This window comes from Halomonas korlensis, assembly GCF_900116705.1.
GTDB classification, from domain to species: Bacteria; Pseudomonadota; Gammaproteobacteria; order Pseudomonadales; family Halomonadaceae; genus Halomonas; species Halomonas korlensis.
The window spans coordinates 32877-57342 of record NZ_FPBP01000009.1 but is presented as its reverse complement, the minus strand read 5'-3'; the positions used below and the strand labels follow the sequence as shown (position 1 = coordinate 57342).

The 24466-nt window shown below is 63.0% G+C and carries 30 protein-coding genes; 23 read left to right on the top strand and 7 right to left on the bottom strand.

The window, feature by feature from the left end; translation table 11 throughout:
• Positions 1 to 14: 14 nt before the first annotated feature.
• The 4 genes from BM341_RS12620 to BM341_RS12605 all read right to left on the bottom strand — a co-directional run bounded on the left by BM341_RS12620 (position 15) and on the right by BM341_RS12605 (position 5122).
• Positions 15 to 680, bottom strand: a complete 666-nt coding sequence (locus BM341_RS12620) for a fumarylacetoacetate hydrolase family protein (protein ID WP_089796427.1) — start codon at positions 678 to 680, stop codon at positions 15 to 17.
• A 682-nt stretch (positions 681 to 1362) separates the two neighbouring features.
• A complete protein-coding gene (locus BM341_RS12615) occupies positions 1363 to 2124 on the bottom strand; it encodes a DNA adenine methylase (RefSeq protein WP_089796426.1) in 762 nt (253 codons plus the stop codon).
• Positions 2125 to 2255: 131 nt separating this feature from the next.
• A complete protein-coding gene (locus BM341_RS12610; protein ID WP_175507863.1) occupies positions 2256 to 3350 on the bottom strand; it encodes a phage portal protein in 1095 nt (364 codons plus the stop codon).
• Positions 3347 to 5122 (bottom strand): terminase large subunit domain-containing protein, encoded by a 1776-nt coding sequence (locus tag BM341_RS12605; RefSeq protein WP_089796425.1) that lies wholly within the window; start codon positions 5120 to 5122, stop codon positions 3347 to 3349. The genes BM341_RS12610 and BM341_RS12605 overlap by 4 nt, the downstream gene beginning before the upstream one ends.
• A 147-nt stretch (positions 5123 to 5269) precedes the next feature.
• On the opposite strand from BM341_RS12605, the gene BM341_RS12600 reads away from it, so the two are divergent.
• The 17 genes from BM341_RS12600 (at position 5270) to BM341_RS19045 (ending at position 15642) form a co-directional block, all read left to right on the top strand.
• Positions 5270 to 6097: a GPO family capsid scaffolding protein gene (locus BM341_RS12600; RefSeq protein ID WP_089796424.1), complete on the top strand. Its 828-nt coding sequence runs from the start codon at positions 5270 to 5272 to the stop codon at positions 6095 to 6097.
• 11 nt (positions 6098 to 6108) lie between these two features.
• Positions 6109 to 7128: a phage major capsid protein, P2 family gene (locus BM341_RS12595; protein WP_089796423.1), complete on the top strand. Its 1020-nt coding sequence runs from the start codon at positions 6109 to 6111 to the stop codon at positions 7126 to 7128.
• Positions 7129 to 7139: 11 nt separating this feature from the next.
• Positions 7140 to 7862, top strand: a complete 723-nt coding sequence (gene gpM, locus BM341_RS12590) for a phage terminase small subunit (RefSeq protein ID WP_089796422.1) — start codon at positions 7140 to 7142, stop codon at positions 7860 to 7862.
• Between the two features lie 120 nt (positions 7863 to 7982).
• A complete protein-coding gene (locus BM341_RS12585; RefSeq protein ID WP_089796421.1) occupies positions 7983 to 8456 on the top strand; it encodes a head completion/stabilization protein in 474 nt (157 codons plus the stop codon).
• A complete protein-coding gene (locus BM341_RS12580; RefSeq protein WP_089796420.1) occupies positions 8456 to 8665 on the top strand; it encodes a tail protein X in 210 nt (69 codons plus the stop codon). The genes BM341_RS12585 and BM341_RS12580 overlap by 1 nt, the downstream gene beginning before the upstream one ends.
• 12 nt (positions 8666 to 8677) lie before the next feature.
• Positions 8678 to 8983 (top strand): hypothetical protein, encoded by a 306-nt coding sequence (locus BM341_RS12575; RefSeq protein WP_089796419.1) that lies wholly within the window; start codon positions 8678 to 8680, stop codon positions 8981 to 8983.
• Positions 8980 to 9336, top strand: coding sequence for a D-Ala-D-Ala carboxypeptidase family metallohydrolase (locus BM341_RS12570; protein ID WP_089796418.1), 357 nt, complete (start codon positions 8980 to 8982; stop codon positions 9334 to 9336). Before BM341_RS12575 ends, BM341_RS12570 begins: the two co-directional genes overlap by 4 nt.
• Complete coding sequence (locus BM341_RS12565) at positions 9333 to 9770, top strand: holin family protein (protein WP_217646233.1); 438 nt, start codon at positions 9333 to 9335, stop codon at positions 9768 to 9770. The genes BM341_RS12570 and BM341_RS12565 overlap by 4 nt, the downstream gene beginning before the upstream one ends.
• Positions 9767 to 10252 (top strand): phage tail protein, encoded by a 486-nt coding sequence (locus BM341_RS12560; RefSeq protein WP_089796417.1) that lies wholly within the window; start codon positions 9767 to 9769, stop codon positions 10250 to 10252. The genes BM341_RS12565 and BM341_RS12560 overlap by 4 nt, the downstream gene beginning before the upstream one ends.
• On the top strand, positions 10249 to 10707 hold the full coding sequence (locus BM341_RS12555; RefSeq protein WP_089796416.1) for a phage virion morphogenesis protein: 459 nt from the start codon (positions 10249 to 10251) through the stop codon (positions 10705 to 10707). Before BM341_RS12560 ends, BM341_RS12555 begins: the two co-directional genes overlap by 4 nt.
• A gap of 60 nt (positions 10708 to 10767) precedes the next feature.
• Positions 10768 to 11424 (top strand): phage baseplate assembly protein V, encoded by a 657-nt coding sequence (locus BM341_RS12550; RefSeq protein WP_089796415.1) that lies wholly within the window; start codon positions 10768 to 10770, stop codon positions 11422 to 11424.
• Positions 11424 to 11762: a GPW/gp25 family protein gene (locus BM341_RS12545; RefSeq protein WP_089796414.1), complete on the top strand. Its 339-nt coding sequence runs from the start codon at positions 11424 to 11426 to the stop codon at positions 11760 to 11762. Before BM341_RS12550 ends, BM341_RS12545 begins: the two co-directional genes overlap by 1 nt.
• Entirely contained in the window at positions 11759 to 12670 is a 912-nt protein-coding gene (locus BM341_RS12540) for a baseplate assembly protein (RefSeq protein ID WP_089796413.1), read from the top strand. The genes BM341_RS12545 and BM341_RS12540 overlap by 4 nt, the downstream gene beginning before the upstream one ends.
• Positions 12663 to 13295 carry a phage tail protein I gene (locus tag BM341_RS12535; protein WP_089796412.1) on the top strand — a complete coding sequence of 211 codons (633 nt, stop codon included), beginning with the start codon at positions 12663 to 12665 and terminating at the stop codon, positions 13293 to 13295. Before BM341_RS12540 ends, BM341_RS12535 begins: the two co-directional genes overlap by 8 nt.
• A 9-nt stretch (positions 13296 to 13304) precedes the next feature.
• Positions 13305 to 14324 carry a phage tail protein gene (locus tag BM341_RS12530; protein ID WP_089796411.1) on the top strand — a complete coding sequence of 340 codons (1020 nt, stop codon included), beginning with the start codon at positions 13305 to 13307 and terminating at the stop codon, positions 14322 to 14324.
• A gap of 8 nt (positions 14325 to 14332) precedes the next feature.
• Complete coding sequence (locus BM341_RS12525; RefSeq protein ID WP_089796410.1) at positions 14333 to 14914, top strand: DUF4376 domain-containing protein; 582 nt, start codon at positions 14333 to 14335, stop codon at positions 14912 to 14914.
• Positions 14915 to 15030: 116 nt separating this feature from the next.
• Positions 15031 to 15642 (top strand): sulfotransferase family protein, encoded by a 612-nt coding sequence (locus BM341_RS19045; protein ID WP_139233016.1) that lies wholly within the window; start codon positions 15031 to 15033, stop codon positions 15640 to 15642.
• Between the two features lie 217 nt (positions 15643 to 15859).
• Here the strand turns inward: BM341_RS19045 and BM341_RS12520 are convergent, their stop codons facing one another.
• Positions 15860 to 16066: a hypothetical protein gene (locus BM341_RS12520; RefSeq protein ID WP_139233015.1), complete on the bottom strand. Its 207-nt coding sequence runs from the start codon at positions 16064 to 16066 to the stop codon at positions 15860 to 15862.
• Between the two features lie 465 nt (positions 16067 to 16531).
• On the opposite strand from BM341_RS12520, the gene BM341_RS12515 reads away from it, so the two are divergent.
• A complete protein-coding gene (locus BM341_RS12515) occupies positions 16532 to 16840 on the top strand; it encodes a DUF4376 domain-containing protein (protein WP_483866657.1) in 309 nt (102 codons plus the stop codon).
• A gap of 126 nt (positions 16841 to 16966) precedes the next feature.
• Here the strand turns inward: BM341_RS12515 and BM341_RS12510 are convergent, their stop codons facing one another.
• A complete protein-coding gene (locus tag BM341_RS12510; protein WP_175507862.1) occupies positions 16967 to 18865 on the bottom strand; it encodes an acyltransferase family protein in 1899 nt (632 codons plus the stop codon).
• A gap of 229 nt (positions 18866 to 19094) precedes the next feature.
• Here BM341_RS12510 and BM341_RS12505 point away from each other — a divergent pair, with 229 nt between their 5' ends.
• The 5 genes from BM341_RS12505 (at position 19095) to BM341_RS19270 (ending at position 24064) form a co-directional block, all read left to right on the top strand.
• A complete protein-coding gene (locus BM341_RS12505; RefSeq protein ID WP_217646232.1) occupies positions 19095 to 20606 on the top strand; it encodes a phage tail sheath protein in 1512 nt (503 codons plus the stop codon).
• Between the two features lie 48 nt (positions 20607 to 20654).
• Positions 20655 to 21164, top strand: a complete 510-nt coding sequence (locus tag BM341_RS12500) for a phage major tail tube protein (RefSeq protein WP_089796406.1) — start codon at positions 20655 to 20657, stop codon at positions 21162 to 21164.
• Positions 21165 to 21248: 84 nt separating this feature from the next.
• Positions 21249 to 21590, top strand: coding sequence for a phage tail assembly protein (locus BM341_RS12495; RefSeq protein WP_089796405.1), 342 nt, complete (start codon positions 21249 to 21251; stop codon positions 21588 to 21590).
• A 26-nt stretch (positions 21591 to 21616) separates the two neighbouring features.
• Entirely contained in the window at positions 21617 to 21745 is a 129-nt protein-coding gene (locus BM341_RS12490; protein ID WP_089796404.1) for a GpE family phage tail protein, read from the top strand.
• A 12-nt stretch (positions 21746 to 21757) separates the two neighbouring features.
• Complete coding sequence (locus BM341_RS19270) at positions 21758 to 24064, top strand: phage tail tape measure protein (protein ID WP_089796403.1); 2307 nt, start codon at positions 21758 to 21760, stop codon at positions 24062 to 24064.
• Here BM341_RS19270 and BM341_RS12480 read toward each other — a convergent pair whose 3' ends face one another.
• The gene (locus BM341_RS12480; protein WP_089796402.1) at positions 24065 to 24463 is read right to left on the bottom strand and encodes a hypothetical protein; all 399 of its coding nucleotides are present in this window, start codon (positions 24461 to 24463) and stop codon (positions 24065 to 24067) included.
• Between the last annotated feature and the right edge of the window lie 3 nt (positions 24464 to 24466).

The window sequence follows — 24466 nt, the reverse complement described above, 5'->3', positions numbered from 1 at the left end:
TCGAGGCGCCAGGATCAATCCACGACGCGGGTATTGACCTCAAACCCCCCGGTCAGGGTGAAGCGTAACCGCGCGCCGCGCTCCAGCGGCCCCACGCCAGCAGGCGTGCCGGTCAGCACGACATCGCCGGGCTGGAGCGTGAAATGGCGGCTCATCTCGGCGACAAGGGTCGAGACCGGGAACAGCATGTCGGCGCCCTCGCCTTTCTGGCGCGGCTCTCCGTCGACCTCTAAGGTGAAGGAAATCGCGCTCCAGTTGGGCACCTGGGCAAGCGGCAGAAACGCCGAGAGCGGACAGGCTCCATCGAAGGACTTGGCGACCTCCCATGGATGGCCTTTCTCCTTCAATCGCGACTGGACATCGCGCAATGTGAGATCCAATGCCAGGCCGATACCCACGATCGCCCGCTCCGCCTCGTCCGACGTTACATCGGAAAGCTCCTTGCCGATCAACAGGGCCAGCTCCGTCTCATAATGCACTTCGCCGCGTGAAAACGGTGCATCGATTGGGCGCTCCAGCGGTACCGCAGCGGTTGCCGGCTTGATGAAAAGCAGCGGCTCGCTGGGCACCGGATTATTCAATTCACGGGCATGATCGGCATAGTTGCGGCCGACACAAACAATCTTGCCCAGCGCTTCGGGAAACGCCTGGCCATCGGTGAAACGGGGTACAAAGCGCATCTGGCGTCTTCTCCTTCTCATGTATGCTTGCCGATAGGCGGCAGGCTTCACAGTCTACCCCACCAGCGTAGCGGGTCCAGCTTCGACAACGCCTGACGGAAATTCATCTCGTAATCATTCGAAAACGAGTGCATTGCCATCGATTAATAGCGATGGCGATCGGTAGGGAGACGTAGCAGCAAAGAATGGTACACACGAAAAAACCGCCCTGACAGGCGGTTTTCATAAAAGCTATCTCGTTGTATTTCCCGATGTTTCAATGGTGCCGGCACCAGGAGTCGAACCCGGGACCTACTGATTACAAGGTATCTCTACTTTAGCGGGCCAACAGCCCCTTAGAAGCAAAAGTGTTACGTACCTCGTGCATACGGCCCTCCTGAAAATCAAAAGCTTGCATGATGCAGCTACGTAGGCAGGCGGGCACAAAACCGCTTGTGTATAAAAGCGCAGAAATCCGCATACGGGATTGGTCGAGGAAAAGCCGCATCGAGCCCAGCATGGGCGTAGGCTTGTCACTTAGTGCCAATCTGCATAAAAAACGACCCATTTAGAGCGCAGGCGGGGCGGGGTGTCGACGGCGCGCCGCGGGGCGCCGCCGTGGGAGGCCAAGGGTGGAAGCTGAACGGGCATGAAAAAAGCCGCCCAGGAGCTGGACGGCCGAGAATGAAGCAGAGCGCGCTGCTCAGCGGTTGCTGATCATCAGCTCTCCCCGCTTGCTGGTGGTCGTTTTGCCAACGGTATAGCGGATCTGAGTTGTGTGGATCTTCAGCCCGGCGAAGGCGCTATGCATCTCAGGAATGTCGTTGACGCTGATCACTACCTGACCTTGGGCGTCGCGAGCCAGCTCTGCCATCCGGTCGTACTCCTCTAGGGCGAACTCGCTGCCATAGCCAGCGGTACCCCAATACGGCGGATCGAGATAGAACAATGTCTCTGGCCGATCGTAACGTCGGATGCACTCCGCCCAATCGAGGTGCTCGATCACCGTGCGGGACAACCGCAGGTGGGCTTCGCTGAGATCCTCTTCCAAGCGCAGCAGGTTCATGCGTGGCGGACTGGTCGCCGACGTGCCGAAGGTCTGCCCATGCACCTTGCCGCCAAAGACGAGCTTTTGGAGGTAGAAGAAGCGGGCAGCCCGCTGGATATCGGTGAGGTGGCGAGGATCCACCTCGCGGTGCTGCATGTACTCCTCACGACTGACCAGACTCCAACGAAACTGCCGGATCAGCTCGTCGGGGTGATGCTTCACCACGCGATAGAGGTTTACCAGCTCGCCATGGACATCATTGATGACCTCGACCTGGCTGGGCTCCTTCATGAAGTACACCGCTGCCCCACCGCAGAACGGTTCTACATAAGCGGTATGCGCCTCGAAAAGCGGAATGATCTGCTTTGCGAGGCGGCGCTTGCCTCCCATCCATGGGAGGATCGGTTTAGTCGTCATCCTTAACACCTGTCTATTTATACAGCTTTTAGGTAAGATAAAGCTGTTGCTCGAGGAGCGTGGAAGGCTCCCCAGCGATCAAGGATGAACGCGAGCGATATGCGCCCGTTGGCCAAGGCCACGGGCGCTTTTTATTTGGTCGGATCGAGCTGTGGGCCGGAGGGTTCTCCGTCGAGCGAGTAAGGCCGGAAGCTCACGATCTCTTCGCCGACGATGTCGTTGATCTCGCGCATGGTCGCCTGCAGCGGCTCGAGCTCGTTGGCGACGAACACGCGCGCGGCCTTCTCCACGTCGCCGAACCCCCCGGTGTTCTGGGGGATGATGCCCATCAGCTGCGGCGGGATGCGATGGCCGGCCAGCTGGTCATCCCGAGTGATGTTCTTGATGTTCCAGAACTCGTCCTTCGCCGCGACCTCGCTGACCGGGATCACTTGCACCCCGTCTTTCTTACCCCCCGGGGAGTAGAGAAACAGGTTACGGAAGTTGCCAGGCCCCTTGCTGTCCTTGAGCGCCTGGCGCATGTCGTCGATGTCCTGCTTGTCGTGCGAGGCGTCGTTGACGTACATGATGAAGCCGGCATGGCTGCCGTTGAGGTAGTAGCGCCGGCGGAACAGCGTGGCGCTCTCGTTGAGCCAAGCCGACTGCAGGCTACCGATGTAGTCCGGCACGCCATAGATGCCCTGGTCGATGTCCGGCTCGAGCAGGTGGATCACCCGCCCCGCCGGCAGCTCTACGCGGTCGACGAAGTTCGGCACCCACCAATAGCGGTCGGCGTTCAGTCCGCCCCGGCGCATGTAGCGCGATCGTAGATGACGAAACGGCAGGCGCTTGCCTAGCCGGCCGAACACTTGCTCGAGGTAGCCATTCCCAAACACCAGGTAGTCGAGTGCCAGGCCGCTGAACGCCTGGCGGTTCAGCAGGGGGTGGGGCTTGAAGGTGCGCAGCAGGATGTTGCGCTTCACCTGCAGGGCGCTGCCGTGGTGTGCGGTCGCCCGGTAGCTCTTGGCCAGCACGTCCAGCGGGATCGGCGGCTCGTACCACTCATCGGCCGACAGCCACAGCCCCTCGTAGAAGAAATCACGCATGCTGGTGACCGGCTCCGGATCGCCGAAGCTGAACGCCTCGGCCCGGGCCTTCGAGCTCGCCGCCGGGCTATCCATCACGTTATCGCTGACCTGGTAGGCCGGAACGCGCACGCGGGGCTTGGGGGTCGCGGTGTCATTCATCCGTACATCTCCATGAGGGAACGCCAGGCGCCTTCGGCCGGGCCGTCGATCGGTTCTTTGTGTAGCGCGTGCATCGTCGCCCACGCCAGGTCGGCGTGGCCGGTGGTCTTCGAGCGCCCGCTGGTGTAGGTGAACTGGCGGCCGGAATTCGTCAGCTCGCGCTTGATGGCCATGAACGACTGCGCGAGATCCGCCCAGCCGGCGTCGAACTCAAGCCGGCTCTTGCGCATGATCTGCTGCGCCTGCATCACCATGCGGCTCTTTACGTCGGGCGTGTACTGGTAGCGCACCAGGGTCGGGAACCACTTCTCGACGTGCTCCGCCACCGCCTCGCCCAGCCCGCTGACATCGATGCCGATATGGTCGATCTGGTAGCAGCGCTCGAAGCTGCGAATGAAATCGGCCTGCGCCTCGTAGTCCTCGCCCTTGAGCCGGTGGCGCTCGAGGATGCGGTGCTTCTCATCGCGGGTGCGCGCCGGCAACACCACCACCAGGCCGGCGCCGTCGCCATCCTCGCCGGTACCGGTCGGGTCGTAGCCGATCCACACCCCACGCTCGCCGACCGGGCGCGGCGCGAACGGCCGGTAGTCGTCCCAGACCTCCCAGCTATCGACCATGCACGGGTGCACCATCGTCAGCGGGAAGGCGCTCTGGCTGTCGTCGACGAACTGGCACATCAGCAGGTTGGCGAACTCGTCCTCGCTGTACTCGAGGCGCAGCTGCTCGAGGTCGAACAGGTCACAGCCACCGGCGATGGCATCCTCGACGGTGACGATCTGCCGCCACTGCCCATCGGGGCACAGCGCCCCGCCGGCCAGCGCCTGGTGGCTGACATCGAACGCCTGGCGGTCGGCCTTTGCCCGGCGCTTGTTGAACATCTCGCCGTTCCAGAACGGGTAGGCCTCATGGCCGATGCTCGAGGGCGTCGAGAAATACGTCTGCCGCCACTGCTTGTGCATCGCCATGCCGCTGGTCACCTTGCGAAACTCCGCAAAGCGCCCGATCCAGAAATACTCGTCCAGGTAGACATCGCCGTGGTAGCCCTGGGCGGTCTTGCTGTTGGTGCCCAGGAAGTGCAGCTCCGCGCCGTTATCAAGGACCAGGGGGTCACCCTTGAGCTCGACATCGGTCGCCTCCTTGACGAACTGCACGATGTAGTTCTTGAAGATATGCGCCTGGGCCTTCGAGGCCGAGAGGAAAATCTTGTTGCGGCCATGCTCGAGGGCATCGACGATCGCTTCGCGGGCGAAGTACCAGGTCGCGCCGATCTGGCGTGATTTAAGGATGTTGCGGATGCGGTGCTTCTGGCCCGCCTCGTACCAGCTTGCCTGGTAGTCGAACAGCGAATCGAAGAACGCCTCGCGCAGCGCCTCGAGTTGTTCCTCGTCCAGGGCGTTGCGCTTCTGCTTGCGGCGCGGCGCCTCGTTGCGGGCGTTGATGTTCGGGTTAAGGTCCGATTCCTTGCCGGTTTCCTGATACTTGTGCACCCGGGCCAGCCGCTCGATCTGCCGACCCAGCAGGTCGATCTCCTTGAAGTCCCGCCCCTCCTTCGCCTCCTTGCCGATCAACTGCACCAGGCGCGCCTCGAGCGCCCCCTCCACGCGCTCGCTCGGCGAGGCCTCGTCCCAGCCGTCGCGCTGCTTCCAGCTGTGCACGGTCGGCGGCTTCTCGTTGATGAACTCGGCAATACGCGCCACGCGCCACCCCTGCCAGTAGAGGTGGCGGGCGGTCACGCGCGGCGAATCGGGGCTGTCGGCAGGCATCGTTGTCATGCCGCCAGCCTAACCGCGCGCGTATGAGGCTCGCGGCCCCGTCCGTTGTGGATAAAGCGCCTACAACGCCCCCGCGTTGAGCCCCGCCCCGCCTGCGCGGAACCTGACGGCAACGTTCCGCCGATCAACCTGCAGAGGCACCCCGCCATGTTTCGGATCGCCACCGAAGGCGCCACCACCGACGGCCGCAAGATCTCACGCGAGTGGATCGAGCAAATGGCCAAGAATTTCGACCCCAAAACCTACGGCGCCCGCGTCTGGATGGAGCACATGCGCGGCATGTTCGCGGACGGGCCCTTCCCCGCCCTGGGCGACGTGACCAAGCTCGAGGCCCGCGAGGTCGACGGCAAGCTTGCGCTGTTCGCCGAGATCGACCCCACCGACCGGCTCAAGCAGATGAACCAGGAGCGCCAGAAGGTTTACACCTCCATCGAGGTCGATCCCGAGTTCGCCGACAGCGGCGAGGCCTACCTGGTCGGCCTGGCGGTCACCGACTCGCCCGCGAGCCTCGGCACCGACATGCTGCAGTTCAGCGCCCAGCAGGCCCAGCAGGGCGCCGATTCCCCGCTAGCCGCCCGCAAGCAGACCGCGCACAACGTCTTCACCGCCGCCGTGGAAACCGAGCTGGACTTCGCCGCCGCCGATAACGAAGGCGCCGCGCAAGACAAGGGCCCGAGCCTGACCGAGCGCGTCAAGGCGCTGTTCACCAAGCACGACGCCAAGACCGACAAGGGCTTTGCCGACTTCCGCACCGAGCTCGAGCAGACCCTCGAGCTGTTCGTGCAGAAGCACACCGCCCTGGCCACCCAGCTCGAAGCGCTGCCCAGCGACGCCGCCTTCGCCGAGCTGAAGCAGGCTCACGAAGCGACGAAAACCCGGCTCGACGAGCTCTCCACCAAGCTCGACCACACCCCGGACACCCCCGCCCGCGCCCCCGCCACCGGCGGCGGGAATGCCCAGCTCACTGACTGCTGAGACGAGATACCATGAAAAAAGAGACCCGTATCGCCTACAACGGCCTGCTCGGCCAAGTCGCCAAGCTCTCCGGCGTGCCCAGTGCCGTCGAGCAATTCAACGTCGAGCCCAGCGTCCAGCAGACCCTGGAATCCAAGATTCAGGAATCCAGCGCCTTCCTGAGTGCCATCAATGTTCAAGGTGTCGACGAGCTCAAGGGCCAGAAGCTCGGCCTCGGCGTTTCCGGCCCGATTGCCAAGCGCACCGACGTATCTTCCAGTGACCGCACCACCAGTGATGTCTCGAACCTCGAGGCTCACGACTACGAGTGCCTGTCTACCGAGTTCGACACCCACATTAACTGGGCCCAACTCGACGCCTGGGCCAAGTTCCGCGATTTCCAGACCCGCGTGCGCAACGCGATCATTCGTCAGCAGTCGCTCGATCGCATCATGATCGGCTTCAACGGTACCAGCGGCGCCGCCGCGTCTGATCCGGTCGCGAACCCGCTGCTGCAGGACGTCAACAAGGGCTGGCTGCAGCATTACCGCGACAACGCCTCAGCCCGCGTACTCAGCGAAGGCGCCACCATCGGCGAGGTCCGCGTCGGCCCGGGTGGCGACTACGCCAACCTCGACGCCCTGGTCTATGACGTCGTCAACGAGATGATCGACCCATGGCACCGCGGCAATACCGCGCTGCGCGCGATCTGCGGGCGCAAGATCATGGCCGACAAGTATTTCCCTCTGGTCAGCGAGTATCAGCAGCCTACCGAGCAGCAAGCCCTCGATATGCTGATCAGCCAGAAGCGCATGGGCGGCGTCCAGGGTGCCCAGGTGCCCTTCGTGCCCGACGGCAGCCTGCTGATCACCCCGCCGGAAAACCTCTCGCTGTACTGGCAGAACGGCAGCCGTCGCCGCTACCTGCAGGACAACCCCAAGCGCAACCGGGTCGAGAACTACGAGAGCTCAAACGACGCTTACGTCGTCGAGGATTACGGCTTCGGCTGTTTGGTGGAAAACATCATCTTCGGCGACTGGACCGGCGCATAAGGAGCGAATCGATGATCAGCCCCGCTCGTGAGCACTACCAGCAAGCCACCGCCGCGAAAGCGGCGGGGGCTGCCGATCCCCGCCACGCCCAGGGCGGCGAACAGTACGAGGTGCACGCCGCCTACCTCTGGGAGGCGCGTCGCACGCTCAAGGCCATCAAGTCGCTGGAAGCCAAGGTCGCCAAGAAGCGCGAGCTGCTGCCCGAGTTCGAGGCCTACGTTGCCGGCGTGCTCGAGGGCGGTAACGGCGCCGCCGATGACGTGCTGATGACCGTGATGCTGTGGCGTCTCGACGTCGGCGACCTCGCCGGCGGCATCGAAGTGGCCGAGTACGCGCTGCGCCATGGCCTGGATACCCCCGACCGTTTCGAGCGTGACACCGCCTCGATCGTCGCCGAGCAGGTCGCCGAGGAAGCGCTCGCCCGGCTGGCAGCCACCGAGGGCGACGAACTGCCCCCGGTTGCCGCCGAGCTGGTCATGCACCTGAGTCGCGCCGTGGCCCTGACCGAAGCCGCCGACATGCACGACCAGATCCGCGCCAAGCTGCACAAGGCGCTCGGCTACGCCTGCCGCGACAAGCGCGGCCACCTCGAGGATGCCCTCGAGCACCTGCGCCGCGCCCTCAAGCTCAATGAGCGCGCCGGCGTCAAGAAGGACATCGAGCGCCTCGAGCGCGAACTGAAGCACCAGAACGCCAACGACCCGGGCGCCTCTCACAACGAGGCCCCGGCCTGACCCCGAATCTGAAAAGAGAAGAGTCGCACGCCGACGTCAAGGGGGCACCGGTCGGTGAACGGCCTCGGCTCACTTCACCGAACCGGTCCACCCCCTTCTTATTCCCTATGAGGCCCGGCCTTGTCGTCACTGATTTCCTACGGCACCGGCGAGACTGCCACCCCGCCGGCCTTGCTGACCAATAACGGCTTCTGGCCCGAGATCGACCCCGCCGACTTCCGCGATGCCGAGCGCGTCGACGGCACCGTCACCGCCCCGCGCCTCACTCACGCCCTGCGCGTCGCGCTCGCCGACGTCAACCGTCAGCTCGCCGACTGGCAAGCCGCCCAGCTCAACGACGGCGCCACCACCGTCGACGACGTCGCCCTGCCGGTCTGGGCCGCCGCCGGGCATTACGCCCTGCTTTACCAGCGCGCACTTTACGCCACCGCCATGGCCAGCCTGCTCGAGCGCTACCGCGACCACAGTGCGACCAATGATGGCGACGAGCGCGGCGAAGCCAAGGATCTCGCCGCCGACGACTACCGCCGCGACGCCCGCTGGGCGGTCAGCGAGATCCTCGGCGAGCGGCATACCACCGTGGAGCTCATCTAGTGCCTACCGTGCGCACCCACCAGGGCGAAACCCTCGACGCGCTTTGCTACCGCGTGCTCGGCAGCACAGCCGCCGTCACCGAGCAAGCGCTCGACCTTAACCCCGGGCTCGCCGAGCTCGGCCCGATTCTCCCCCAGGGGCTGCTGGTCAGGTTGCCGGAGGAGCCGCCGACCGCCGCCCGGGTCGACACCGTCCAGCTTTGGAACTGACATGAGGACCGCATGGCGGAGGACACCGTGAAACCCAGCGTCTTTGAACGGCACCTGCAGACCGGCATCCAGCTCACCCTGGTCGCCCTGCTCGCCTGGGCCGGCCTCAAGCTGGTTACGCTCGGCGAGCACACCGCCGTGCTGCGCGAGCGCCTGGTCTACCAGGGCGAGCAGATCGAAAGCCTGCGCCGTGACCTGCGCGACTGGAGCGACCTCTACTACCGCAAGAGCGACGCCAACCGTGAGATCAGCTCACTGAAGGACGACGTGCGCAGCCTCAACGAGCGCGTCACCACCCTCGAAGGACACCGCCCATGACTCGCCTCTCGCCTCACTTCACCCGGGCCGAGTTCGCCTGTCGTTGCGGCTGTGGTTTCGACACCGTCGATGTCGAAACGCTGGCCATCCTGGAACGGCTCCGCACTCACTTCGACCAGCCCGTTACCGTGACCAGCGGCTGCCGCTGTTCCTCCCACAACGCGCGCATCGGCGGCGTACCAGGCAGCCAGCACACTCTGGGCCGCGCCGCGGACATCCAGGTGCGGGGCGTGCCCGCTCCCTCGGTATATGCCTGGCTCGCGGAAAATCACCCCTCGGCCAGCCTCGGCCGCTACGCCAACTTCATACACATCGATACCCGCCAGAATGGCCCAGCAAGGTGGCAAGCATGAACATGATCAAGAACATACTCGGCACCGTCGCCGGCCCCGTCTTCGAGGTGATCGACAAGGCCGTCACCGACAAGGACCAGGCCGCCCGGCTCAAGGCCGAGCTGCAGCGCCGCCTGATCGACCAGCAGGACGCCGGCCTCAAGGCCCGCATGCAGGTGGTGCTCGCCGAGGCTACCGGCGAGAGCTGGCTGCAGCGTAACTGGCGGCCGATCCTGATGCTGGTGATCGTCGCCATCGTCGCCAACAACTACCTGCTTGCCCCCTATCTCGGCGCCATGTTCGGCGTCGGCCTGCACCTGGAGCTGCCCGAGCCGCTGTGGAACCTGATGACCCTCGGTGTGGGCGGCTATATCGCCGGGCGTAGCGGCGAGAAGATCGCCGGCACCCTCAAGGGCAAGCGCGGCGGCTTCCTCGAGGAGACCGACACCCGATGAAAAAGCTCACTTCGCTGCGGGCTTATCTGCTCGAGCGCATTCCCGACCTCAAGCGCAACCCCGACCGGCTGCTGACCTTCATCGAAGACGGCCGCATCGAGTTCCATCGCGGCGCCCACCTCTCGCACCAGTACCGCGTGCCCGCGCGCATCGTGCTCACCGATCACAGCGGCGAGCTCGACGCCGTGATGATCCCGCTGCTGCAGTGGCTGTCGCGCTACCAGCCCGACCTCAACCCTGAAGAGGCCGTGAACTTTCAGGCCGAGCTACTCAGCAACAACGCCTGGGATCTCGCCATCGACGTGGTGCTCACCGAGCGCGTGGTCGCCCTGGTCGATTGCGACGCCGGCACCATCCATGTCTACCATCGCCAGCCCACCTTCGAGATCGACCCCTGTGCCGCCGGCAACTGGCAGCTCTACATCCGTGATGTCGAGGAAACCGAGGATTACGCGCTGGTCGCCGATTGGGGTGAAGAGTGAGCGACGACCTCGACGCCCTGGAGAGCTGGGCCGCCCCGCTGCTCGCCCGCCTGCAGCCCGGCGAGCGCCGCAAGCTCGCCCGCGACATCGCCCGCGAGCTGCGCAAACGCCAGGCCGCGCGCATCAAGCGACAGGAGAACCCCGACGGCTCACCCTTCGCGCCACGCAAGCCCCAGGCCCGCGACCAGTCCGGCGGCATCCGCCGCGGCGTCATGTTCGCCAAGATCCGCCAGGCCAAGTTCCTCAAGGGTCGCGGCATGTCCGATGCCGCCACCGTCGGCTTTGCCGGACGCGTCGCCCGCATCGCCCGGGTGCACCAGTACGGCCTGCGCGACAATGTCGACCGCAACGGCCCCTGGCATGACTACCCCGAGCGCCGCCTGGTCGGCTACAGCGACGCCGACCGCGCCGTGATCCGCGACATGATCCTCGAGCGCCTCGGTTCGGCGTTGTAAACGCTAGGACCACAACCGCCACCGCTTCCCGCCTGCGCCCGACCGGGCAAGCATGGCGCCATGACCCAACGCCCCTTGCAAAGCGCCGCCGAGCTGCTGCGCCTGATCCACAACCTGGTCCGCCTCGGCACCATCGCCGAGGTGGACCACGCCCGCGCCCGCGTGCGCGTCGCCACCGGCGAGATCACCACCGCCTGGCTGCCGTGGCTCGAAGAGCGCGCCGGCACCACCCGCACCTGGAGCCCGCCCACCGTCGACGAGCAGGTCGTGGTGTTCTCACCGGGCGGCGACCTCGCCAGCGCGGTGGTGCTCGCCGGGCTCTACCGCACCCAGCACCCAGCCCCCAGCGACAGCGGCGACGTCTTCCACGCCGTGATGCCCGACGGCGCGGCCATCGAGTACGACCACGCCGCCAGTCACCTGCAGGCCACCCTGCCCGGCTCGGCCACGCTCGCCGCCCAGGGCGATGTGCTCGTCACCACCCCGGCCACGCTCACCGCCACCGCCGGCGGCGGCGCCACGCTCAACGCCGACATCGTGATCAACGGCAATCTGACCCTGAACGGCAACCTCAGCCAGCCCAGCGGACAGACCACCACCATCGCCGGCGATGTCGCCTTCACCGGGGCGGTGACCAGCGATGGTAAGGACATCAGCGCGAGCCACCAGCACAGCGGCGTCGAGTCCGGACCCAGCAACACAGGAGAAGTCGTCTAATGCCCGGCATGAACGCCCAGACCGGCCGCGCCCTCGAGGGCCTCGAGCATATCCAGCAGAGCGTGCGCGACATCCTCGCCACGCCCATCGGCTCGCGCGTCATGCGCCGCGATTACGGCAGCCTGCTGCCCGAACTCATCGACCAGCCGCTGAACGACGCCACCCTGCTGCAGGCCTACGCCGCGAGCGTCATGGCGATTATTCGTTGGGAGCCGCGCATCCGCGTCACCGCCTTCCGTCGCAGCGTCAGCACTACTCAGCCGGGCACCGCCCTATTTGAGATCGAAGGCCAGAGCCGCGCCGGCGATCCCGTTAACCTCCAGGTGCCCGTCGCATGAGCGGAACCATCAACCTCTCGCAACTCCCCGCCCCGACGGTAGTCGAGCCCCTCGACTTCGAGACGATCTATGCCGAGCGCCGCGCGGCACTGCTCGAACTGGTGCCCACCAGCCAACGGGGCGTGGTCGAGGCCACGCTCGCGCTGGAAAGCGAGCCGCTGACCAAGCTGCTCGAGGAGAACGCCTACCGTGAGTTGCTGTGGCGACAGCGCGTCAACGAAGCGGCCAAGGCGGTGATGCTGGCCTACAGCCGCGGCGATGATCTCGACCAGCTGGTCGCCAACTTCGAGGTCGAGCGTCTGGTGATCGACGAAGGCGACGAAGACGCCACCCCACCGGTGCCGCCGACCTACGAGAGCGACGAGGATCTTCGCCTACGCGCCCAGCAGGCCTGGGAGGGACTGAGCGTCGCCGGGCCGCGTGGCGCCTACGAATTCCACGCCCGCAGCGCCGATGGCCGCGTGGCCGATGCCACAGCCATCAGCCCGGCGCCTGCCGAAGCGCTGGTCACGTTGCTGTCCACCGAGGGCGACGGCGCCGCCAGCCAGGATCTCATCGACATCGTCACTGACGCGCTCTCAGCCGAGGACATCCGTCCGGTCGGTGACCGCCTCACCGTGCAGTCGGCGAGCATCACCGACTACGCCATCGAGGCCACGCTTTACGTCTACCCCGGGCCCGAACAAGAACCGATTCTTGAGGCCGCCGAGGCCTCGCTCGAGCGCTACATCAGCGAGCAGCGCCGCCTCGGCCGCGACATCCGCATCTCGGCCATCCATGCCGCGCTGCATGTCGAGGGCGTGCAGCGCGTCGAGCTCACCGCCCCGGCCGCCGACGTGGTGCTCGACGAAACCCAGTCCGCCCACTGCACAAGCACCACCGTGGTGATCGGGGGCAGCGATGAGTGACGAGCGCCGGGCACTATTACCACCTAACGGCACGCCCCTCGAGCGCGCTGCCGCCGAGGCCCTGGCCGAGATCCAGCGCGTGCCGGTCCCGCTGCGCCAACTCTGGCACCCGGCAACCTGTCCGGCGCGCCTGCTGCCCTATCTCGCATGGGCGTTCAGTGTCGACCGCTGGGACCCGGCGTGGTCGGAGGGCGCCAAGCGCGAGGTGATCGCCACCGCGTTTTTCGTCCACCGCAAAAAAGGCACGATCAGCGCCCTTCGCCGCGTTGTCGAGCCGCTGGGCTACCTGTTCGAGGTCACCGAGTGGTGGCAGACCGAGCCCCAGGGCGACCCCGGCACCTTCGCGCTGCGCATCGGCGTGCTCGACACTGGCATCACCGATGCAATGTACCAGGAGCTCGAGCGGCTGGTCGACGACGCCAAGCCGCTCACCCGCCACATCACCGGTCTCGACCTCGCCGGCGAGAGCCAGGGCATCGTCTATCTCGGCAGCGCCATGTACGACGGCGATGTCACCGCCGTGTATCCCTTCATCGCCGCCGAAACCCAAGTGACCGGCCGGTGCTATGTGGGCATGGCCACCGACAGCGTCGACATCGCCACCGTCTATCCGCAAACGCCATAGGAGGCCCAGATGGCCCAGTTCTATACCCTGCTCACTGATGTCGGCCAGGCCAAACTCGCCAATGCCATCGCGCTTGGGCAGACCATCGAGATCACCGAGCTCACCGTCGGCGATGGCAACGGCAGCCTGCCCACCCCCGACAGCAGCGCCGAAGCATTGGTCAACGTGGTCCGCCGCGCGCCGATCAACACCAGTACCACCGACCCCGACAATCCCTCATGGATCATCGTCGAGCAGGTGTTGCCGCCCGATGTCGGCGGCTGGACCATCCGCGAGATCGGCATCATCGATACCGACGGCGACCTGATCGGTGTTGGCAACTATCCCGAGACCTACAAGCCGGTGCTCTCGGAGGGCTCGAGCCGCACCCAGACCGTGCGCTTCGTCCTCGAGGTCAGCGACACCGCCGCGGTGACGCTCAAGGTCGATCCCTCGGTGGTGCTGGCCACTCGCGAATACGTTGACGCCCAGCGAGCCGAGCACGAGGGCAGCCGCAACCACCCCGCTGCGACAGAAACCGAGCAGGGCATGGCGTACATCGCCACCCAAACCGAAACCGACGGCGGCACAGATGATGTCAAGTTCATCACAGCGAAGAAGCTCAAGAACTGGGTCAAGCAGGCCACCGAGTCGGTGATGGGGCTGCTCAAGGTCGCCACTCAGGCCCAGGTCGATGCCGGCACCGATGACACCACGGCAGTAACGCCGAAGAAGCTGCGCTGGGGGGTTTCTTATAGTCTAGGGCCCAACGGCTATTTGGTGCTTCCGAGCTGGCTGGGCGGGCTGATTATTCAGTGGTTTCTGGAGTCGTCAATTCCGTCGAGTGGCCAAGCGACGGTCAGCTATCCCATTGCATTTCCCAATGCCGCGTTCCGTGCATTTGCGACGGACGTGACTCCCAGCGGCCAGTCCAACGGTGGTGTATCGCTTTTCGGCTTGGATCCAGGTCTGTCAAGTTGTTTGGTAACAAAGTCGTCGGCCGTTGGCCCGTCGAGCGATGTTGCTTCAATCTTTGTCATTGGTCACTGAGGCGCAATATGTTTTATAGTCCTTCAGTTAATGCGTTCTTCCCTGTCGCCCTCCGTGCCGACTACAAAGCCGCCGGCACTTGGCCGACCGATGCCGTCAAAATCACTAACGAAGAATGGCAAACCTACGGGCGGGGCGAGCCACCCGAAGGCCACCGCCGCGGCGCCGACGAGAACGGCCGCCCCACCTGGGTACCAATCCCGCCACCGGATCTCGACACCCTCGCGGTCCGAAAGGGCCGCGAGATCAAGGCCGCCCTGGACGTCGAGCTCGATACCGGTCTGCCCTACACAATGCCTGATGGCACGGCCGATGTGGTGCAGATGCGCACCGAGGACCGCCAGAACCTGATCGGCCTGGCCATAGAGGCCCGCGACCTGGTCGTCGCCGGCGAGACCGCAGCCGCCCAGGAGTTCCGCGCCGCGTCGAACATCCGTTACGCGATGACGCCGGAGCAAGTCATCGCCATGACCGATACCGCCTTGGCCCACTACAAGGCGCTGTTGCAACAGAGCTGGGATCGCAAGGATGCCATCGACCAAGCGCTCGCCGCTGGCGATCGGTTTTCCCTTGCGGCCGTGACCTGGTGATGGTTAACGAAATCAGCATATAGACTGTGCCATTTCTCTATGCAATGCTTGTTGATATATCTAACCAACCGGTTGCGAATGTAGAGTAAAATCGCAAAGCCTGTAAGGAGGGTCTTGTGCTAGTTAGCATAAACAGAGGGTTATGTTTTGTGTGCATGCCGAAGTGTGCATCGACATCTCTAGAGGCGGCGCTTGAACCATTCTGCGAAATAATACTCAAGAAAAACCCCACAATAAAGCATATGACTGTCGCAGATTATTATGAGAAGGTCGCCCCAATTGTGGAAGTAGTTGGAAGTAGAAAGATAACAACGTTCTCTCTTTTTAGAGAGCCCATGGAGTGGCTATTTAGTTGGTATAGGTATAGGGCAAGGGAAGAACTTGCAAACCCTAACCACGTCAATCACAAAAACTACACAGGAGATATAAGTTTTAACGATTTCTTGATGTCATATGTGAGCGATGGGGAAGTTAGTTTTCCAAGACGAAAGCGTCAAGTTGACTTTGTAATGACACCCAAAGGAATAGTAGGGGTTGACAAAATCTTTAGATATGAGCGAATGGACTTGCTGAAAGATTTTCTTGAGAAAAAGGTGGGAAAATCTTTAAACATCCCTAAAAAAAACATTTCTCCTTCCGGAGTTGAAATGAATGTAGATCCGAAAATAATGAAGATGGCGGAAGAATATCTCAAGCCCGAATATGAGATTTATAATTGCCTTAAATAGATTTTTCTGTATATATTGTTTCGCAAGGTTAGCGATTTTAGCGCCATAACTAGTGCATGGCGCTATTAGTTTGCCGGTGAGCCGTGGATTACTACTTTGAGGCTTTAATGGACTGGCGATTCTCCACTTCGATTGCCAATACCCTTGCCGCTCAGGATCGCGAGGCCATCGAAGCGGTCGAGTGGTGACGGCTAGGCCTGGGGCAATCCCGCCCTGGTCACAGCGCTTTACGGTCCGCCATGGGTTCGGGCGGCAGGGTCGTAACTACCTGACCCAGCTTGCTCTTGGCTTTATGGTACGAGGGGCTCCACCAAGCATCGCGGAAGGTATGATCATCGAACTCATGCACGGCGAATGCCCATTGACGGTGGTAAATGTCACGGTAGCGTATTACCAACGAGATTGGCCCCATAAATTGCGCCATGCCGTCGACCCCTATGGAGCCGGAAGTGGAGACACCAGCGGTGGAGCTTCGTCATTCGGCACGTTTCTAAGCGCGACAGTAAGTACTGGCGGTCCATCCCCAGGTCGTCCCCTAGCGGAGGAGGTGATGGCAGTGGCGGGGACGTGAACTATCGCGGCCAGAGTGGTTCCCGGAGCGTCACTGCGGGCAATGGACAAGTCTTGGGTGGTTAGGGGGGTGGTCCCCACGGCGTTGGTAATTCAACCACTGGCAATGACGCGTCATCATTAGGATCAGGCAGTGGAGGAAGCAGCATTTCTGCCCCGAACGGCGGGAATGGTTACCGAGGCATCGTGATTGTGGAGTGGTAGGGATGTGGGCTCATATTGTTAACGGTGCCGTTGTCGAAATCACAGACTTCGACACACCAGATCGTTTCCATGCTTCTATCCAATGGGTTAAGTGTAGCAGTGGCGTCCAACCCGGCTGGCACTTCGATGGAGAGCAGCGCGTGCCACCGCCCCCGAGCCACTCGACGACCTCGCCGCCCGCGACCGGGCTTTCGCTGAGTGCATGTCTTACTACATCGCCGGCGAGCCGGACGCCATCCAAACCTGCCCGCAGGACCAGATCAACCTCCTGGGCCTGGCCGCGAAGGCACAGAGGCTCGTCGCTGACGGCGAAATCGACCCGGTGATGCCGTTCCGAAGGCAGTCTAACGTCACACGCATGCTCACCCCCGAGCAGATGGACGCTACCCCCCTCACCGCCCTAGCGCATATTGAGGATATCTAGCAGCGGTCATGTGACCGCAAGGACGCCATCGACGCGGCGCAGGGTATCGTTGATCGGGAGGGAATTGAAGCAATAGAGTGGAATGAGAAGTAGCAACGTAGAGAGAGGGAGCCCCCTCTCTCTTTATTACAACACCTCTGAAAAAAGACCAAGCTCCATCATCCTTCTTCCAAAATACCTGGCTCCCTCTATTGTGTAATGGCCGTAGTCGTAGTAAAGAAGGTTGTTGCTTTTATCCACTGCAAAGCATTTGTTTTTATTATGAAGGCAGGCGATTTGGAGCTTGTCGATATATGGCACCCCTTTGCTAGAAGCAATGAGGCTCAACTGCTTATTGATTGTATCGATCTCTGAGTCCCTGCTTTCATACATAAGCCGCTCAACGCCGGCAAGCCTTCCGAAGTTTATGACCAAGTCAGGCACGCTTTGAAATTCAGCCGCTCGCCCCATTAGGATTACTTTTGCGTCGTAATTATCTCTTAGGAAGTCAATGAATGGTGCTGCGTCTTGCACTGTGTGCTTATACCACCTGGATGAAAGAACTATGTAATCAGCATCGCTCAGATGCTGGTCGTTGAGAAACTTGGAGGCTTCTTCGTTACAGCCTCTTCGTTTGTCCTGTGAAAGCCATCCAGGAGCCGCACGTCCGACTACGTCATAGAGGCACCCGGGCCCGATTGCAGAACTGCGAAACTCATGGCTTTCTGATAAATATCCACTGAGATAGAAGGCATTGAAGATGTCCTTTGAATGAGAGTCTCCAACTATAAGAACCTTGGTCTTCTGATCTTCTGAGAATGGGGATACTGCAATGGCATTATCACCATTGATGAATTTCCATGTCTCGTTTCTTTTGTGGTTTAGGTTTGCAACCGTTTCCCTTATCTCGCCTGGCACTCTCCACTCAAGCCCATTGTTCGCTGAGATCATGGCTGATGGAGCAGCGAGTGTGGCAGCCGCGACGGCGTATGAAGCAAATACCTTGCGCTTCGGAGCGTGGTATCCACCCGCTTTTCGGAAGGGGGTCTCGATGAATTTGTACATCCCCCAGCCTACAACGAGGGAAGTGACAACAACCCCTAACTTTTCCACCAAGACAAGGTCCCGAAAGATGTAGTACTTATAAAACACATAAATAGGCCAATGGGCCAGATAGAGAGAGTAGCTGATAAGGCCGATCTTTACCGAAACAGGATTGCGCAAGAGGATGCCGGTGAAACGTGCCTGACCGGCATAGATTGCCATGGCAGTACCCAAGCATGGCGCTAGGGCAGCAACTCCTGGGAAGGCGGTGTTCTCATCAAAGACGAACACAGGAACAAGCACCATCGACAAGCCGGTGATGAGCAATAGCTCCATCAGCAGATTACTTCTCAAGCGGTATTGGCCAACCCACACCAATACGGCGCCAATGGCAAACTCATAGGCCCTGATCGGTGTAAGGAAATAGGCGCCGCTAGCATCATGACTGAGCATCATCACTGATCCCAGCAGGCTGATCCCACCAAGTGCTGCAATTGCCCAAGGAGCGTACTTACCAAGACACCTGATCGCCAGCAACATAAGTAGCGGCCAGACAATATAGAACTGCTCTTCAACACTCAGCGACCATGTATGCAGCAAGGGCTTCAGGTTGGACGCAGTATCGAAATAGCCACTCTCTGACCAGAAGAAAAAGTTAGAAACGGAAAATAAGGCTGCAATCGTAGATTTTCCTAGGCGCTCGAGGTGCTGCGGAGAAAACAGAAATATTCCCAGTAAAAGGGTCGCCACAAGTGTGAACAGTAACGCGGGCAGCAACCTCCTGATACGACGCACATAGAAATTGGGAAATGAGAAGCGTCCCGTCCGCTCTATTTCTTCCTTAATTAACTTCGTGATCAAGTAACCACTGATTACAAAGAAAACATCCACGCCAACGAATCCTCCTGAGAACGAGGAAAACCCAGCGTGAAATAATAAAACACTTAAGACGGCAACTGTCCTGAGGCCATCGATATCAGGCCTATACTCAGTCTTCTGCATTCTTTGAATCCCCTTGCGCGTTTGCGGCGGCATTCTGCCACATTGGGGCAATCAATGCTCAGCCCGTTGACATCCCGTCTTGCACACATCATGCGAGCACTGCGCTATTCCTTTCATGCGTTGTAACCCCGCCATCCACAACCCCCGCCACTAGAGCCCCCGCCCTGCGCGCGCAAGCATGGCAGCACGTCATGCATCGACTCATCATCCCCCTGCGCAGGAGCTCCCCATGGCCCAGGACCGACACCACGGCATTCGTGTCGTCGAGATCAACGAGGGCACCCGGCCCATCCGCACCGTGGCCACCGCGGTCATCGGGCTGGTGGCTACCGCCCCCAATGCCGCCGCCGGCGTTGCCGCCAGCCGGCTGATCGACTTCGCCGCCGTGAACTCCGGCGTCACCTACACTGCCGCCGACCCCGGCACCGACGGCAATGCCAGTCGCGTGCGCTACGTCGACCCGGGCACCGCTTCGGCCACGCTCGCCGTCAGCGTCTCGGGCAGCGACATCACCGTCAGCCTGGCCACCGACATCGACAGCGAGATCTCGAGCACCGCCGCCGAGATCGCCGCCGCCGTCAACGCCGAGGTCGACGCCAGCGCCCTGGTCCTCGCCGCCGAGGACGGCACCGGCGCCGGCGTGGTCAACGCCGTGGGCTTTACCAATCTCACCGACGGCGAGGACGAGCCCTTCCCGCTGGATACCCCGGTGCTGCTCACCGATCTGCTGGCCGCCCAGGGCGACGCCGGCAGCGAGGGCACCCTGGCCCGCTCGCTCGACGCCATCGCCGACCAGGCCAAGACCCTGGTGGTCGTGGTGCGTGTCGCCGAAGGTGAGACCGACGAGGACACCAAGTCCAACGTCATCGGCGGGGTCGACGCCAGCGGCAAGAAAACCGGCCTGCAGGCGCTGCTCGCCGCCGAGCAGACGTTCGGCGTCAAGCCGCGCATCCTCGGCGCGCCCGAGCTCGACGACGCCGACGTCACCGCCGCGCTGATCGGCATCGCCCAAAAGCTGCGCGCCTTCGTCTACGCCTCCGCCGGCGACTCCGCCACCATCGAAGAGGCGGCGATGTACCGAGAGAACTTCGGCGCCCGCGAAGCCATGATCCTCTGGCCCGAGTTCACCGGCTGGGACACCGCGACGAACAGCACCCGCAACCTCTCCGCCGTGGCTCGCGCCATGGGCATGCGCGCCAAGCTGGATAACGACATCGGCTGGCACAAGACGCTCTCCAACCGCCCGGTCAACGGCGTCACCGGCATCAGTCGCGACGTGTTCTGGGATCTGCAGGACCCCAATACCGACGCCGGCTACCTGAACAGCCATGAGGTCACCACGCTGATCAACCGCGGCGGCTACCGCTTCTGGGGCTCGCGCACCTGCTCGATCGATCCGCTGTTCGCCTTCGAGAACTACACCCGCTCCGCCCAGGTGATCGCCGACACCATCGCCGAGGCGCACCTGTGGGCCGTGGATCTGCCAATGCACCCCAGCCTGGTCAAGGACATCATCGAGGGCATCAACGCCAAGTTTCGCGAGTGGATTCGCCAGGGCTACCTGCTGGGCGGCTCGGCCTGGTTCGATGCCGAGCTCAACACCCCCGAGGTGCTCAAGGCCGGCAAGCTCTACATCGATTACGACTACACGCCGGTGCCGCCGCTCGAGAACCTGATGTTCCAGCAGCGCATCACCGACCGTTACCTCGTCGACTTCGCCGAGCACGTCGCCGCCGCCTGAACCGGATAGCCGGTTCGGCATCGGGAACCCACACAAGGAGCCAACACCATGGCACTTCCCCGCAAGCTGAAAGACTTCAACCTGTTCGGCGACGGCAACAACTGGCAGGGCCAGGTGCCCTCGCTGACCCTGCCCGAGCTCGCCCGCGCCGTCGAGGAATACCGCGGCGGCGGCATGGACGGCGGCGTCGAACTCGACATGGGCAACGAGATCATCGAGTTCGCCTGGCAGGTCGGCGGCATCATCAAGGAGATCTTCACCGAGTACGGCACCGCCCAGCACGACGCCAACCTGCTGCGCTTCGCCGGCTCCTATGAATCCGACGAGACCAGCCAGGCCATTCCGGTCGAGGTCACCGTGCGCGGCCGCCACAAGACCATCGCCATGGGCGAGGTCACCGCCGGCGACAGCAACAGCATCGAGGTCACCACCACCTGCACCTATTACAAGCTGGTGGTCGATGACGAAGAGCTGATCGAGATCGACGTGCCCGGCTATGTGTTTCGCGTGCGCGGCGTCGACCGCCTCGCCGAGCGCCGCCAGAACCTTGGCCTGTAAGGCTGCCCGCCACTGCACCGCTATCGCCTCACCATGGCCCCGGCACCACCGGGGCCGTGATCCATCACCAGGAGAGACACCGCCATGACCGAGCACGCCGACACCCAAACCGAAACACCGGTCCCCCCGCTGCCCAGCGTGCCCACCGAGACCGTCGAGCTCGACTCGCCGATCACCCGCGGCAAGCAGACCGTCACCGAGATCCATGTCCGCAAGCCCAAGAGCGGCGCGCTGCGCGGTGTCGCCCTCACCGATGTGCTGCAGATGGACGTTCAGGCGCTCACCAAGGTGCTGCCGCGCATCACCGATCCTGCGCTCACCGAGCCCGAGATCCGCGACATGGACCCGGCCGACCTGGTCCAGCTGGGCACCGTGGTGGCCAATTTTTTGCTACCCAGGCGCATGCAGGCGGACGCCGCGAGCTAAGCCTGCCCAACCAGGTCGAGGACGCCATGGCCGACATCGCCATGGTGTTCCACTGGGGTCCTGCCGACATGGACCCCATGCCCCTGGAAGAGCTCGCCGACTGGCGAGAGCGCGCCCGCCAACGTCTCGAGCCACAAAAGCAACGCAGTCGCTAACCAGGAGCCGGCATGGCCAAGGACCTGAACCTATCCGTCACCCTCAAGGCCATCAACCAGGCCACCGGCCCGCTGAAGAAGATCCTGCAGGGTAGCCGCGGCGTCGGGCGCGCCATGCGCGAGAGCCGCGAGGAGCTGAAAGGCTTCAACGACCAGCAGAAGCGCATCAGCGCCTTCCGCGACATGACACGCAAGAGCCTCGACACCCGCAACGCCCTGCGCGAGAAGCGCCAGGAGCTCGACCGCGTCACGCAAGAGATCAAGACAGCCACCGGCCCCACCAAGCGCCTGACCAACCAGCAGGCCAAGGCACAGGCCGCCGTCGACAAGCTCAACGCCGAGTACCGCGACCAGCGCGACCGCGTGCTCGAGCTCTCGCGAAACCTGCCCAAGGCCGAGGATGGCACCCGCGGGCTCACCGCGCAGCAGCAGGCCCTCGACCGCCAGATCCGCGCCACCAACGAGCGCATCAACCGACAGCGCAACGCCCTGCAGCGCCTCAGCGACGCCGACGTGTCGGGGCGCTTCCGCAACATGACCGGCGAGGTCGGGCGTTTCGGCCGCCGGGCCGTGTTCGCCACCGGCGCCGCCGCCGGCAGCATCTTCGGCCTGGCCAACTCCACCGCCGACCTGGGCGACGATGTCGGCAAGACCGCCGCCAAGTTGGGCCTGACCAACGCCGAGCTGCAGGAGTTCCGCTATGCCGGCGAGCGCTCCGGCGTGGCCACCAAGACCATGGACTCGAGCCTGTTGGCGTTCACCAAGCGCCTCGGCGAAGCCGCCGACGGTACCGGAGCTGCCGTGAAGGGCTATGAAGCTCTGGGGCTGAACGCTGAAAAGCTGGCAGACATGCCCGTCGCCGCGGCGATGCGCGAAGTCGCCGACCGGATGGCCGAGATCGAGAACCCCACCCGCCGCAACGCCATCGCCGCCCAGCTCTACTCGCGCGCCGGGGTAGGTCTGGTCAACGTCCTCAAGGACGGCAGCGCCGGGCTGGACGAGTACAACCGCGCCGCCCGGCAAACCGGGTACATGCTCGGCGACGAGGCCACCGCCGGCAGCGAGAGCTTCAAGGACGCCCTGCTCGATACCGGGCTGAGCCTCAAGGGCATCAAGAACACCATAGGCGCCGAGCTGATGCCGGGGGTAGAAGACATGATGCGTGACCTCTCCGGCTGGCTGGCCGAGAACCGCGACCAGGTCAAGCAGTTCGCCAAGAGCTTCGGCGACAACCTCAAGGCCGCCGTGCCGATCATCACCGACCTGGCCAAGGGCACCGCCCGCCTCGCCACCGGCATCGGCGAGGTCGTCTCCAAGCTCGCCGGCATGGTCGGCGGCTACGACAATCTGGCGATGATCGCCGGCGGTCTGTTTGCCAGCAAAGCGCTGCTCTCAATGCTCACCTTCGGCGCCTCGCTGGTCAAGGCCGGCGGCGCCCTGCTCGCCTTCGCCAAGACATTGCCGGTGGCCACCGGTGCCATCAAGGCGCTGGGCCTCGCCTTCGCCGCCACGCCGATCGGCTGGATCGTCGCGGGTATCGCCGCCGTCGCCGGGGTCGCCTACCTGCTCTACGAAAATTGGGACTGGATCGGCCCCTGGTTCAGCGAGCTGTGGGACGGCATCAAGGCCAGCGGCGCCAAGTTCTGGGTCTGGTTCAAGCAAGCGCCCGGCGCCGCCATCGAGGCGGTAGGGTCCATGCTCACCGACTGGGATCTCAAGGGCGCCATTAAGGAGAAGTGGGACGCCGCCATCGGCTACCTGAAAGGCCTGCCTGGTCGCATGAAGGATGCCGGGGTCGATGTCGCCAAGGGACTCGGCGAGGGCATCAAGAACGGCGCCGGCAACGCCTGGGGCGCGGTGAAAGACTTCGCTAACGGCACCGAGAATGTCGCCCGCTACGAGCTGGACACCCACTCGCCCTCGAAAGTGTTCGCCCGCATCGGCGGCGATGTCACCGATGGACTGGCCCTGGGCATCCGCCGTAATCAGGACGGCCCAGCAAACGAGACCCGCGCCATGGTCAGTCGCCTGCGTCAGGCCGGCGGCGGCCTGATGCTCGGCGCCGCGCTCACCGCCGGTGGCGCCGCCAGCGCCGACCCCCTGGGGTCACCCCGCTTCGACGCCCGCGCCCCGCTGTCCGCGCCCGCCACCGGTGGCTCCACGCTCAACGGTGGCATCAACATCACCATCAATGCTGCGCCCGGCATGGACGAGCAGGCCCTCGCCCAGCGCGTGGCCAGCGAGGTGCAGCGCGCCATGGCCGGGGCACAGCGCGACGCCGAGGCCCGACAACGGAGCGCATTCTTTGACCTCGATTGATTACTCGCCATCTAGACGGGTTGCATCTCGCTCGTAACGGATCCTAGACCGCAACGCCCGAAGCAGGAATACAACGGTGCCCAACATAGTGATGAAAAACATTCCAGACAGAACGAAACCAATCTCTGCGACGTTGGGTTGGTCGATATCCAATCCTTCTACTAACAGGCTCGAGACAGCCATACCGATCGCACAGATTAGGGCACTGATGGAATCGTCATCTGTACGTGACTGCATAGTGAAGCCAAGCACTAGGCCCAAGAGAATGAAAAGCGACTCATGGCTACCGTCTTGCACGATGCGGATGGGGTATCTCCAGTCACCTAACCAAATGCTGATACCCATTAGGAACAGAATAAAAAAGAGGGCGCCAAGTTGAAATCGCATTTCATTTTTCATAGG

Excerpts from the sequence above, each read along its gene's own strand:
- BM341_RS12565 (WP_217646233.1), top strand. The coding sequence starts at position 9,333 with ATGAACATGATCAAGAACATACTCGGCACCGTCGCCGGCCCCGTCTTC.
- BM341_RS12550 (WP_089796415.1), top strand. The coding sequence starts at position 10,768 with ATGACCCAACGCCCCTTGCAAAGCGCCGCCGAGCTGCTGCGCCTGATC.
- BM341_RS19270 (WP_089796403.1), top strand. The coding sequence starts at position 21,758 with ATGGCCAAGGACCTGAACCTATCCGTCACCCTCAAGGCCATCAACCAG.
- BM341_RS12490 (WP_089796404.1), top strand. The coding sequence starts at position 21,617 with ATGGCCGACATCGCCATGGTGTTCCACTGGGGTCCTGCCGACATGGAC.
- BM341_RS12535 (WP_089796412.1), top strand. The coding sequence starts at position 12,663 with ATGAGTGACGAGCGCCGGGCACTATTACCACCTAACGGCACGCCCCTC.
- BM341_RS12530 (WP_089796411.1), top strand. The coding sequence starts at position 13,305 with ATGGCCCAGTTCTATACCCTGCTCACTGATGTCGGCCAGGCCAAACTC.
- BM341_RS12615 (WP_089796426.1), bottom strand. The coding sequence starts at position 2,124 with ATGACGACTAAACCGATCCTCCCATGGATGGGAGGCAAGCGCCGCCTC.
- BM341_RS12540 (WP_089796413.1), top strand. The coding sequence starts at position 11,759 with ATGAGCGGAACCATCAACCTCTCGCAACTCCCCGCCCCGACGGTAGTC.
- BM341_RS12495 (WP_089796405.1), top strand. The coding sequence starts at position 21,249 with ATGACCGAGCACGCCGACACCCAAACCGAAACACCGGTCCCCCCGCTG.
- BM341_RS12600 (WP_089796424.1), top strand. The coding sequence starts at position 5,270 with ATGTTTCGGATCGCCACCGAAGGCGCCACCACCGACGGCCGCAAGATC.
- BM341_RS12595 (WP_089796423.1), top strand. The coding sequence starts at position 6,109 with ATGAAAAAAGAGACCCGTATCGCCTACAACGGCCTGCTCGGCCAAGTC.
- BM341_RS12520 (WP_139233015.1), bottom strand. The coding sequence starts at position 16,066 with ATGGCGCAATTTATGGGGCCAATCTCGTTGGTAATACGCTACCGTGAC.
- BM341_RS12560 (WP_089796417.1), top strand. The coding sequence starts at position 9,767 with ATGAAAAAGCTCACTTCGCTGCGGGCTTATCTGCTCGAGCGCATTCCC.
- gpM (WP_089796422.1), top strand. The coding sequence starts at position 7,140 with ATGATCAGCCCCGCTCGTGAGCACTACCAGCAAGCCACCGCCGCGAAA.
- BM341_RS12525 (WP_089796410.1), top strand. The coding sequence starts at position 14,333 with ATGTTTTATAGTCCTTCAGTTAATGCGTTCTTCCCTGTCGCCCTCCGT.
- BM341_RS12545 (WP_089796414.1), top strand. The coding sequence starts at position 11,424 with ATGCCCGGCATGAACGCCCAGACCGGCCGCGCCCTCGAGGGCCTCGAG.
- BM341_RS12620 (WP_089796427.1), bottom strand. The coding sequence starts at position 680 with ATGCGCTTTGTACCCCGTTTCACCGATGGCCAGGCGTTTCCCGAAGCG.
- BM341_RS12510 (WP_175507862.1), bottom strand. The coding sequence starts at position 18,865 with ATGCAGAAGACTGAGTATAGGCCTGATATCGATGGCCTCAGGACAGTT.
- BM341_RS12610 (WP_175507863.1), bottom strand. The coding sequence starts at position 3,350 with ATGAATGACACCGCGACCCCCAAGCCCCGCGTGCGCGTTCCGGCCTAC.
- BM341_RS12605 (WP_089796425.1), bottom strand. The coding sequence starts at position 5,122 with ATGACAACGATGCCTGCCGACAGCCCCGATTCGCCGCGCGTGACCGCC.
- BM341_RS12500 (WP_089796406.1), top strand. The coding sequence starts at position 20,655 with ATGGCACTTCCCCGCAAGCTGAAAGACTTCAACCTGTTCGGCGACGGC.
- BM341_RS12505 (WP_217646232.1), top strand. The coding sequence starts at position 19,095 with ATGGCCCAGGACCGACACCACGGCATTCGTGTCGTCGAGATCAACGAG.
- BM341_RS12480 (WP_089796402.1), bottom strand. The coding sequence starts at position 24,463 with ATGAAAAATGAAATGCGATTTCAACTTGGCGCCCTCTTTTTTATTCTG.
- BM341_RS12570 (WP_089796418.1), top strand. The coding sequence starts at position 8,980 with ATGACTCGCCTCTCGCCTCACTTCACCCGGGCCGAGTTCGCCTGTCGT.
- BM341_RS12575 (WP_089796419.1), top strand. The coding sequence starts at position 8,678 with ATGGCGGAGGACACCGTGAAACCCAGCGTCTTTGAACGGCACCTGCAG.